The organism is Xanthomonas sp. NCPPB 3218, assembly GCF_056725185.1.
In genome coordinates this window covers 2517152-2529765 of the sequence record NZ_CM161516.1, presented here as the reverse complement: position 1 = coordinate 2529765, position 12614 = coordinate 2517152, and the positions used below count along the sequence as shown (strand labels likewise).

General features: G+C 68.0%; 1 protein-coding gene (cut by a window edge). It reads right to left on the bottom strand.

The features are described from left to right. Nucleotides 1–12614: the 5' portion of an SDR family NAD(P)-dependent oxidoreductase gene (locus AC1PLS_RS10840; protein WP_481104468.1), read on the bottom strand. Its footprint begins 10657 nt before the window's first position; 12614 of the gene's 23271 nt are visible here — the first part of the coding sequence; it begins with the start codon at nucleotides 12612–12614; its stop codon lies off the left edge, out of view.

Here is a 12614-nt window from a genome sequence, read left to right as displayed (position 1 = left end):
CCTTCTGCGCCGAACAGGCCCATGTCGCGCAGTTGCCCGAACAGCACGGCGAGCAGGTGTCGGTCGAGTCCCTTGACCAAGTCGCCCGACGCGTCACGGAACGGCGACGCGTCATGTTCGCGGTCGATGCTGCCGGCGCCGCGCGTACCGGCTGGCGGTGCCGTCTCTATCACGTCTTGCGCATCGATGTAGCCGGACTGTCCGTGCTCCAGTCCCAGCGATCCGGTGATCGCTACCTGGAAGGGCGCGCCCGCCATCATGCCGTCCAGCGCGCGCATGGCCTCGGCCGGATCGAGCGACACGGTGCCCTGGCGCGCGAAACGCTCGGCGTACTCCGCCAGCGCCACGCATCCGACAGTTCCCCAGTAACCCCAGTTCACCACTTTCACCCGCTGGGCCCGGTGGTGACCCAACCAATCGGCGAACGCATCCTCGAAGGCCGAGCCCGCCGCGTAGTTGCCCTGCCCCGGAAGCCGCGCAAAGCTCTGCAACGACGAAAAGAACAGGACGAAATCGAGCGAATCCGCGGAGAACACCTGGGCCAGCCGGACGCAGACGTCGGTCTTGGCCGAAAGCGCCGCGCGGAATCGCGCTCCGTCCATGCCGCCGATGCCCTGGTCGAGCAGCACGATGGCCGAATGCACCACGCCGTGGATGGCGCCGTACCGATTCAGTATCTCGCTGCGTGCGGCTTCCATTGCGTCGCGGTCGCGCGCGTCGGCGCGGATATACAGCGGCGCCGGCCCCAGTGCGCCCAATCGCCTGATACGCGAGGCGATGACGTCATCCTTGGCGCGGCGGCCTATCCAGACGACGTGTGCGTGATGGTGGCGGATGAGGTGTTCGCTGAGCACTTCGCCTAGCCCGCCTGCGCCTCCGACGATGACGTAGATGCCGCCCTCGCGATACGCCGTCCGCTCCTCTTCGCCTCCCTGGAACGCGACGAGCCGGCGGCGGAACCATTCGCCTTGCCTGCGCGCGTGGACGTCGGCTCCGCCGGGTAGCTGAGCGAGCTCGGCCAGCGGAAGGTCGCCTTCGTGGTCGAGATCGGCGCAGCGGACGTTCCACAGAAGGTATTCCTTGGCGACTGAACCCATCAGGCCGTGCAGGCCGGCATGGCCCGGATAGATGGGGTCGTCCACGATCACCCGTTGCGTCCGCCAGGTCACCACCGTCAGGCCGAGGCGGCGCGAGCCATAACCGAGGTCGGCGAGCGCGCGCAGCATGCGGAAGCATGGCAGCAGCCCGCTCTCCTGGGCGGCGAGCATCGCCTCCTCGTCGTATTCGTCGTGATCGCCCATGCGCTCGCGGGCGATCCACACCACGTGTTCAACGCTCTCGTCGCGCAACGTCTCGACGAGTGTCGCCACGTCGGCGCAGGTCGCGGTGCCGACGAACCGCGCGTTGGCGTAACGTTCGCGGATCGCGCGTTCGTCGGTCTCGTTCGCGCCGAAGACCAGCGTGCGCGCCGCCGTGGAGATCACCTGTTCCGCGGACGACAACGATACCGCGTCCCAGCGCGGCACGAACGTCATCGGCGATGCCGTGCGATCGTCTCGCCGCGCGGGCGGCGGCGGATCGGGAGTGGTCGGCGACGATGCGTCGCCGCCGACCCAGAAGCGCTGCTTGCGGAACGGGTACGGCGGCAACGATAGCTTTCGCGGCTTTACACCCTTACGCAGCGTTTTCCAGTCGACGTCCAGCCCCTTCACCCACAGGTCGAGCAGCTTGTCGTACTTGCCCTTGGCGATCCATGCATCGATCGCGCCGTGCAGATCGTCGTCTGCGGTGAAGGCTGCCAGTGCCTCGCGATGGCGGCGGACCTCGCCCTGATGCAGGCCCTCGACATGGCGCTCGCCGGCGACGAACGCGTGCAACGTGGCACGCAACGCGCTTACGCTTTCGAATGCGCACGCGATCCGATGTTCCATCGCCTCGCGGCCGGCCTGCAGCGTGTGCGTGAACGCATCCACGTCCAGCGTCTCGTGGGCGTCCATCCAGTCGAGCATGCGAGCGGCCTGCACGCGCAGGCGCTCTTCGCTGCGCGCCGACAACACGAACAGCGAGGACGCTCCGCGCGGCGCCTGACCGTGCATCGCCGGGCGACGGGTGTCGACGTATTCCTCGATCACGAGATGCGCGTTGGTGCCGCTGTAGCCGAACGAACTGACCGCCGCGCGACGCGGCGCACCGTCGATGCGCGCCCAGGCTTCCCGCGCGGTGCCCACCCGGAACGGCGAGGTGGCGAAATCGAAGTGCTCGTTCGGCGTCGTGAAGTGCAGGCTCGGCACCAGTTCGCCATGTCGCAGGCCCAGCAGCACCTTGTGCACGCCCGCCACACCCGCCGCCGCCGAGGTGTGGCCGATGTTGCTCTTGACCGAACCCAGCACGCAGCGTTGCCGACCCACGCCGGCCGCCTCGTACACGCTGCGCAATGCTTCCAGCTCGATCGGGTCGCCCAGCTTCGTTCCCGTGCCGTGCATCTCCACGTAGCCGATCGTCGCCGGATCGATCCCATGCCGCGCGTAGACCTCACGCTGCAGCTCCGCCTGCCGCACCGCGCTCGGCGCGGTGATCCCGTTGGTCTTGCCGTCCTGGTTGATTCCCGAACCCAGGATCACCCCGTGGATCGGATCGCCCGCCGCTTCCGCGTCCGACAGCCGCTTGAGCACCAGCGCGCCCACGCCCTCCCCCGGCACGAATCCGTTAGCCCCGTCGTCCATCGTCTTGCAGCGACCGTCGCTGGACAGCATGCCCGCCGCGTTCATGGTCACGTAGAGCTCGGGCGCGAGATAAAGCGTTACGCCGCCAGCCAGCGCCATGTCCACTTCGCCGTGGCGCAATGCCTGGCAGGCCAGGTGCGTCGCCACCAGCGACGACGAGCACGCCGTGTCGATGGCGATCGCCGGGCCCTTGAGGTCGAGCAGGTACGCAATGCGCGCGGCAGCGATGGCGCCGCTGTTGCCGGTGCTGTCGGCCGTTACGCCGTGACGCAGGATGATCTGCCCGTATTCGTTACCCATGATGCCGAGGTACACGCCACAGCGGGCGCCCCCGAGGTCGGCCGGTCGGCATCCCGCGTCGTCGAACGCGCGTGCCGCCTCCTGGAGGAAGAGGCGGTGCTGCGGATCCATCAGCTCCGCCTCTGCCGGAGAGATGCCGAAATACAAAGGATCGAATGCGTCGATGTCGTCCACGACGCCAAGCCATCGGCAGGCCACGTCGTAGCGATCGGTGGCCCAACGATCCGGCGGGACCTCGGTTACGCAGTCGACGCCGTCGGCGAGACGATTCCAGAACGCGTCGAGGTCTTCGGCTCCGGGATAACGCCCCGACATACCGACGATCGCGATCGCCTCCGACGCGAAGGTCTTCGGAACGACAGCGTCATCGTGCAGGGACGACGTACGCGTAGGTGCCGTCGGCATATCGACGCAGGATGCGACGTCCTCGCGCATCACCTCGTCCTCCAGAGGCGCGGGGATCTCCACGGCCGTCGTTTCGGCCGGCCGCTCGAGCACATGGACCACGTGCGAGGCCATCTGCGCCAACGTGGGGCAGTCATAGATCTTGGCGGTGGGAAGGCGCAGGTGGAAATGCGCATTGACCGCGCGCAACCACTCGACGCCGATGATGGAGTCCAGCCCCAGTTCCGCGAATGGTTTGCGCGGATCGATGTCTTCCGCTTCCATGTACAGCGCGCGACCCAGCATCCGGCCGAGTTCCGCCTCGACTGCGCGCGGATCGCGACGACGCGCGAGGGACGTGGCGGGCGCCATGGCCACCGCCATCGCGGGTGACGCGACGGCGGCACTTTCGGCGGCCGCAGAGCGGACGGTGGGCGACGTGGGACGTTCCGTCCTGATCGCCGTGGGCGCCGCAAGCGAGCGCAGCGCGATCGCGGTGGGCTTGCCCGTCGCCGCGTCGCGGGCCGTTGACACAAGGGGCTTATCGACGGCCGGCATGGCTTCCATGGCACGCTGCGCGATCCAATAACGCGTCCGCTCGAACGGGTAGGTCGGCAGCGAACGGCGACGGGCGATGGCGCTCTCCGGCACCACGTGCCAATCGATAGCCAGGCCGCTCACCCATAGCTCGCAGACCTTGCGATAGTCGCCGTTCTCAAGCCATGCCGAGGCGAGGCGCGTCACGTCCGCGGCGTCGACCAGCGCGGCGAGCCCCTCGGGGACGGCCGTCCCGTCGCTCAGGTACACGCCCTCCACCGACTCGCCGTCGGCAATGGCACGCAAGCGCTGGCTTAGCACGTCCATCGAATCGACGACGAACGCCAGCCGGTGCGACATCGCCTCGCGGCCCACCTGCAAGGTATGGGCGACGTCATGCAGGTCGCCGTCGCCGAGCCGGTCGGCCTCGATGGCGTGTAGCAGGCGAGCGGCCACCGCCCGGCGCGCGGCGATGCTTTTCGCCGAAAGCACGATGATCGCCGGACGCGGGGCGGACGATGCGGCCGGTTCGCCGGTCGGCGCCACGTATTCCTCCACGATGACGTGCGCATTGGCACCACCGGCGCCGAACGACGACACACCCGCGCGACGTGGTCGTTCGCGTTCGACGCGGTCGATCTCCACGCGCTGCCGGGGCCATGGCGCCAGCCGCGATTGCACGAAGAACGGCGTCGCCGTGAAGTCGATGTGCGGGTTGGTCTCCTCCGCGTGCAGGCTGGGTGCGAGCGCACCGTGCTTCATCTGCAGGAGTATCCGGGTAAGACCGGCGATGCCCGCGGCGCTTTCCGCGTGCCCGATCATCGTCTTCACCGAACCGATGGCGCAGAACTGGCGGTCCGAGGTGCTGCGTTCAAACGCCTGCGTGAGACCGGCGATCTCGATCGGATCGCCCAGTTCAGTGCCGGTGCCGTGGGCCTCGACGTAAGCGATGGAACTGGCGTCCACTCCGGCACGGGTCAGCGCGGCGGACACCAGGTCGCGCTGCGCGAGGGGGTTCGGCACGGTATAGCCGTGCGTCCTGCCACCGTGATTGATGCTCGTGCCGAGGATCACGCCATGGATGGGATCGCGATCGGCGAGCGCCCTCGACAGGCGCTTGAGCAGCACCACCCCGCTGCCCTCGCCCGGCACCATGCCGTCGGCGCCTGCACCGAAGGTACGGCAGCGGCCGCTGGGCGATAGCATGCGCGTCGCGCACATGTAGACGTAGCTCGATGGGTGCAGGTAAAGGTTCACGCCGCCGGCGAGCGCGAGCTCGCATTCGTCGCGCAACAAGTGCTCGCAGGCTTCGTGGATGGCGGTGAGCGACGCGGAACACATCGTGTCCACGGGCATGCTCGGGCCTTGCAGGTTCATCACGAACGACACGCGGTTGGCGATTGAGGCGAACGACGTATGCAGGGTCAGCGCCTCACCCCGACGCCAGAGCGCGGGGCCGTACAGGTCGAAGCCCGTCTTGGTCACGCCTGCGAAAACGCCCACCGACCGGTCATGCCGCGCGTCGAGGGATTCACGCGTATAGCCGGCGTCTTCCACCGCCTCCCAGCACGTCTGCAGGAAGAGGCGCTCCTGTGGGTCCATCATGTCGGCATCGCGAGGAGCGATACCGAAGAAAAGCGCATCGAACTCGTCAAATCCTTCGATGAAACCGCCCCATTTGCCGTAGCTGCGCCCGCGCGAGCTGGCCTGGAGTTCGTCGGGGTCGTAGAAGTCCTCCAGCGACCAGCGCTCGGGCGGAATCTCACTGATGCAGTCACGCCCCTCGCTCAGGTTTTCCCAGAACGTACGCAGGTCGCGTGCCCCGGGATATCGCCCGGCCATGCCGATGACCGCGATGGGTTCCCGCGCCGCGCCCCGTGGCGTGGGCATCGCGTTGTCGGACGTGGCCGGAACGGCGACGGGTGCCGCCTGCTCGACGTCACACCAGTGCGAGCATGCCTCGGGATACTGCGACAGCAGGTAGTCGCGCAGGGAACGCAAGGTGGCGTGTTCGTACAGCACCGTCTTCGACAGCCGCTCGAACACGGCGCCGAGGCGCTTGTTCAACTGCAGCACCATCATCGAATCGATGCCGTAGCGTTCCAGCGGCGCCATGGGATCGATCCGCTCGGGCGACTGCCCGCTGACCTCGGCGAGGAGATGCTTCAGTCGTTGCGCGAGGGCCTCCGCGAGGGCCAGCGCATCCATCGTCTGTGCCGAAGGCTGCGGAAACGCCACGAACGGCGCAGGCGGCGCGACCGTCGCGGTGGACGGCGCGGCGATCGCGACCGCCGCCGCACGGCTGCCGAGCGCCAGGTAGAACGCGGCGATGCCGTCGTCCGTGCCGAGCGGCGCCACCCCTTGCGAGCGCAGTTCCTCGGCCGTGGCATCCGGTATGCACATGCCGCCGACGGACCACCACGGCCACGCGATGGAAAGCGTCTGGCCGTGGCGTTCGCCGTCAGCCACGCGGCGGGCGCGCTGCCGGGCGAAGGCGTCCAGCGCAGCGTTGGCCGCAGCATAGTCGCCCTGCCCCGCGTTGCCATCGGTGCCGGCCACCGAGGAAAACAGCACGAAGAAGTCGAGCGGACGCGTGCCGATCGCGACGTCGAGGTTGAATGCACCGTGGAGCTTCGGCGCCATCACCTGTGCGTATTCCTCCGGCGTCTTCCGCAACAGGTAACTGTCACGGATCACGCCTGCGGCGTGCAGCACGCCGTGGAGCACGCCACGCGCGCCCTCGATGTCGCGAAGCAGAGCGATCACCTGGTCTCTCCGCGCCACGTCCACCTGGCGATAGTCGACCGCGCAGCCCGACGCCTGCCACGCGGCAACGCGCGAGGCGGCCTCGCCGCGCAACGGCGAGCGGCCAACCAAGAACACGTGGGCCGCCGGCGTGCGCGCGAACAGTTCCTCGACGAAGGCCAGGCCGAGACCACCCGCTCCACCGGTGACCAGATACGTGCCGTCGGGGCGCCACGGCATCCGCGTGACGCTCCCTTCGAGCACGGTCGTCCGCCGCATCTCAAGTACGCCACTGGCATGCCGCAGTTCGACCGCCGCCATGCGCGAGCTGGTGTCGATGGCATCGACCCAAGCCCGCGCATCGTCGTTCGCATCGCCTTCGATCAGCTGCACGCCGAAGCGCGGGTTCTCCCGCTGCGCGGTCTTCAACAATCCGCCCAGGCCGCGCAGCAGCGTCCCCGGCGAGTTTACATAGGCCACCTGGATGAGGATGTCGCCGCGTGGCGAGGTCGCGAGAAGACGCTTGAGGTATTCCAGCAGGCGCCAGCCTGACCGTTCGTACGACTCGGCCGGATCGTGCGCGACGATGACCCATCGATCGCAGATGACCCCGTCACGGCTCTGGAAGGCCGCGGCGACCTGGTCGAACGGCGTGACGCCATCGGCTCCCTGGAGCAGCAGCACATGGCGTTCGCCCACGTCGCCGCGCGTGTTCACCTGTGCACGCGTCCAATGGGCGCACGTGAGGATGGGGGCCGGATGCGAAGCAGCGGCACCGTGGTCTATCCAGTAGCGCGTGCGTGCGAACGGATAGCTGGACAACTCGATACGCCGACCGGGAAACGCGTCGGGGTGCGTGCTCCAGTCCACCTCTCCGCCTGCTAGCCAGTGGTCCAGCAGCGCATCGGTGCTGGTGCTTTCCGTCGAGGCGGCCATCGCATCGTCGGCGGCGAGAACAGCATCAAGCTGTTGCCGCGCGTCGGCAAGTGATGTCACCGTCACCACCAGGCGTTTGTCCATCGGATCACGACCGTGCTGGAGCGTCCAGGCGACGTCGCCCAGTCGCGCTTCGTCGTCGATCCGATCGAGGTCGCCGCGCAGCGCGGCGACCCTGCCACGCAACTGCGCTTCGTTGCGCGCCGACAGCACCAGATGGTGCACCGCGGCGGTGCAGACCGGTTCCCGACGCGCCGGCAGGGGCGCCTCGGCGAGGATGGCATGCGCATTGACGCCGCCGAAACCGAAGGAACTCACTCCTGCAATGCGCGGCGCTCCGCGACCGTCGGCAAACATGCGACGCGGCCACGGCGACGTAGCCTCGACGACGCGCAGCGGACCGTCGCCGAGGCCCAGTCCCGGATTGGCGGTCCCGAAACCCAGGCTGGCGGGCAAGGTACCGCGATCCATCGACAAAAGGACCTTGACCACACCGGCAAGGCCGGCGGCGCCTTCCAGGTGTCCGATGTTCGTCTTCACCGAGCCGATGGCGCAGCTCGGCGCCATCTCGCCCGGCACCCGCTTCAGGGCCTCGCGCAATCCAGCGATCTCGACGACGTCGCCGAGCGGCGTGCCGGTGCCGTGCGCTTCGATGTACTGCAGGTCGTCGGCGCGCACGCCCGCGTCGTGCATTGCCCGCTCGATCACGGATGCCTGCGACGCGGGCTTGGGCGCCGTCAGCGACGCTGCGCGGCCGCCATGGCCGACTGCCGTTCCCAGGATGGTGCCGCGGATGATGTCACCATCCGCCACGGCCCGCAGCAACGGTTTCAGCACCAGCATCACGGCGCCTTCGCCGCGCACGAAACCATCGGCCGCCGTGTCGAAGGCGCGCACGCGGCCCGTCTTCGAGAGCATGCCCGACTCGTAATAGGCCACGCTATTGACAGGGCTGCACAGCAGATTCACCGCACCCAGCAACGCGGTATCGCATTCCCCCCCGCGCAAGGACTGCACAGCGCGGTCCATGGCCACCAAGGCGCTGGAGCATGCGGTATCGATGCATATGCTGGGACCATTGAAGTCGTAGACGTACGACAGGCGGTTGGCCAGCATCGACGGTGCGCTTCCGGTACCGACGTAGGCATCGCCGGCGCCCGGCGCGCGGGCGAGCACGTCGCGGTAGTCGTTGTGACAGGCACCGACGAAAACGCCGGTACGATGGGCGGCGAGCTGCGACGGCCGATAGCCGCTGCGCTCCATTGCCTCCCAGCCCAGCTCCAGGAGCAGACGCTGCTGCGGATCGAGCCGTTCGGCTTCGTGCGGCGAGATGTGGAAGAAGTCGGCGTCGAAGGCATCGATCCGGTCAAGCAGCCCCGCGCGGTCGATGCCCGCATGTTCGCCCACGAGGTCCACGCCTTCTGGCCAACGCCACCGCCGCTCGAGTGAGGCGATGGCGTGCCGGCCGTCGCGCAGTAGCTGCCAGAACGCCTCGGCGCTGTTCGCTCCAGGCAGGCGGCAGGCGATGCCGATGACGGCGATAGCCCGCCCTTCGCCGGGCAGCGGCGCCTGCTCGGGCTCGGCCGGCGCTCGCGACACGGCCGGCCGTTGCATCGTCACCATGTCGGCAAGGGCGGCGGCCACCTTGGCGGCGGTTTCGTTTTCGAACAGGAACGCGGGCGCCAGCTTGATGCCAACCGAACGACCGATCGCTCCTTTGAGTTCGACCAGTTCGACCGAATCGAGCCCCAGTTGCATCAACGGCCGGTGCGCGTCGAAGGCCGCTGCGCGGCGTTCGCCGAGGATCTCCACCACCTGGTCGCGGACCAGGGACTCGAAGGCCGGATCGACGGCGGAAGGATCGGTATCGGGTGATGCCATGGACTGCGTATCCTCGTGATCCGGAGCGCCACGCGCGAGGGCCGGTGCGTGCGGGGCGCTGTTCGGCGCCGCTCCGTCTGGCGCGCGGCAGGCGAAGACGGTATGCCCGGAGGCGTCGATGGAGGTCGCCGAAGGCAATCCGAACGCCGACACGTCGACGAAACCGGCCGCAGCCAGTTCGCTCCGCCACCGCGGCACGCCGAGCAGGCAGAAATCGTCCAGTCGTTTCTCGCCGTCTTCGAACTGCCACGTGCCATGCAACAGACCGCCACTGAATAGCAGCCACGTCTTGGCTTCGGTGTACTCCGCCAGGAGCAAGATGCCGCCCGGCGCGAGCAGCGCGCGCACCTGGCTGAGCGTGAAGGCGATGTCGCGCGTGTTGTGCAGCACGTTGGCCGCAATCACGACATCGTAGGTGCCAGCGGCGAAGTCCTGCGCCGCGAGATCGCCTTCGATGTCGAGCACCTGGAAGCCGACGTACGGATAACGATTTACCAGAAAAGTCTTCGCGCGCCGCAGGAAGGCCGGCGAGAGATCGGTAAACACATAGGACACCTGGGCCAATTCGCCGAGCGTGCGCAGCACCGGTATCGTCGTTCCCCCGGTTCCGGCACCGATTTCAAGGATGCGCATTGGCGCGGTGGCGCAAGCGTCGCGTTGCGCGCCCACGGCTGCGGCGATCAGGTCGTTGATGTAATCCGACAGCGGCTCGCCATGGAAGATGCCACCGAACGGCTGCATGTCGCCGTCGGGGAACATGGCCGACGCGGCGCCGACCCGACCGTCCAGCACGTCGACGAATTGCCGGAGCGGACCCTGGATGAACCGCAGATGGGCCGACGCATGCGGGTAGCGCGTCACGAAGTCACGCTCGAACGCATCGACATCGACATCGACATCGGCGGCGTCTTGCGACGGGGCGGTGAGGGCAATGGCGTCGCCGTCGATGCGCAGCAGGCCGTGCGCGTGCAGCCTCGACAGCAGTGCGTCCACGTAGCGATGGTACTTGGGCAGCACCCCCAGGTTCGCCACCACGTCGGCCTTGAGGCGCGCAACGCCCCGTGCCAGGCCGACGTCACCATGCAGCCACGCCACAACGCATCGCAGCGCGACGTCCGTCAGCTCGGCTTCCCAGTCGCGGGGATCCAGCCCCGGTGCGAGGGCCCGTCGAGCCGCGGCGGTTCCCATGGCCGCGATGGTCTCGGCCCATGCGTCACGCGATGCGTCACGCCACTCAGCGAGAGCGGAACGGCAGGCGTCGACGTTTTCCAGTGCCTCGAAGGTCTTGTCGACCAGGAGGTAATGCGCGGCGAACGCCAGCAACGGGGCGAGGTCGTCGCCGCGGCCTCCCCCGGCAGACAGGACCCACGCGCCTTGCAGGCTGATACGACGGCGCGGCCCGTCCTCCCGCCATGCGACCGCGACGCGGACACGTCCGTCCCTCACCAGGACGAGCGTGGTGTCCGCGAGCGCCGCCCAGTCGGGCATGTCGCCCGGCGCCCGCCAGACCGGAGCCGCCGCCAGCCAGTCGAGGTCTTCATCGAGGTGCAGGTGACGCACCGCGTAGGGATGGCGACGGAAATGATTGACCGTGATACGCGTGAAGCCCATCCGCTGCGGATAGCTCTGCCAGTCGCCGTCGTCGCAGAACAGGCCTGCCTCCGCGGCGGCGAGCACGAAGCTGCGCGCGTCGAGCAGGAATTGCCTCGACATGCTGTGGTAAGCATCAAAATGCAGGCTCTCGGCTTCGTCGATGAACGCCGCGCCGATCGCGGTGGGCAGTGAATGCACTTCCAGCAGCAGTAGCCCGTCGCCACCAACGACGTCGCCCCAGCGACGAAGGTGCTCGACCGTGCTCTGCATCACGTCGCGCGCAGGTATGCGTCCGCCCGCATGATCGATGAAGACGCCGTCCACCCCGACGACGCGGCGGGTGGCCGCCTCCGTTGCGTCGACAGGTGGATGGTAGGGGCGATCGTGGTCGAGGAACGAACGCACGTGCAGCACGTCGTCACGCGTGCCGATGCCCAGACGGCCGAGGTCGGCGACGATGGTCGCCGGATCGCCGATGTCTCCTTTGAGTGTTGTGTGCGGCGTCCCCGCAAGCGTCAGCGCCGACTGCCGCAACGCCTTGGTGTTCCAGTCGATCGCCGCCAGCCTCAACGGATGTCGGTCGATCGCCGTGCCACGCTTCGTTTCGGCGAGCACCTTGTCGTAGAGCGTCCGCAGCAGCGTACCGTCGCCGCATCCGGTATCGGCCAGGCATGCCGGCTGCGTGGCGATGTCGTCGGTATCGAAACAGCGCAGCACGAATCCGGCGAGCGCAGCGAAATATCGCCGGTGCTGGAAACCGCTGCCTACCACGTTCAACGTCCGGTCCAGGTGCTTCTCGTGGCCCTTCCCGTCGAGCGACAACACGTCGTCCGGCACGCCGCTCAGCAATGTCGCGGTCTGCGCTAACATCGGCCGGTAAGATGCCAGAGCCGCCGTGGTGCGGATCCGATCCAGCATCGACTGACCCGAGGGAAGCAGGCACAACCCTTCGGGGTCGCGCCGTGTCCAGCGCTTTGCCAGCAGCCACGCCTCGATCTCGCGTCGCGGTCCGTCGGCCAGTTCGAGGTCGAGCGCGATGCGTCCCTCCGTATCCGCCGTCCCCCGGCGCACCCGTCCGTGGTGTTCGAGCGCGAGCAGGAGGGGAATCGCGAACACGCCGTCGAGGTAATCACGCAGGCGTTCGTCGGCTGTCTCCCAGCCGTCGGCGGAGCGTTCGAGCCAGCGACGCAGGGAGCGTTTCGCGCTCCCCCTGGCGTAGCCGTCAAACGGAAACCGATACAGCTCCATGATGCGGTCGGGAATCGCCGCATGGGCGGCGAACGCCTTGGTAACCTGCCAATGGCCGTCACCCGCCGCCTCGATCCAGCCCAACGTGTGGAACATGCGCAGCGCGACCGCCACGTATCCTTCGTTGCACGAGAAACGTCCGCACAGGGACGCGGCGGAAAATCGGCCGGCCGACGCCATGTACGCAAGGCATCCCTGCCTGCGCATGGCATCCACGAACGGCACCAGCACCATGCCGTGCGAGTATCGGTTCAGGACCTCAAGCAT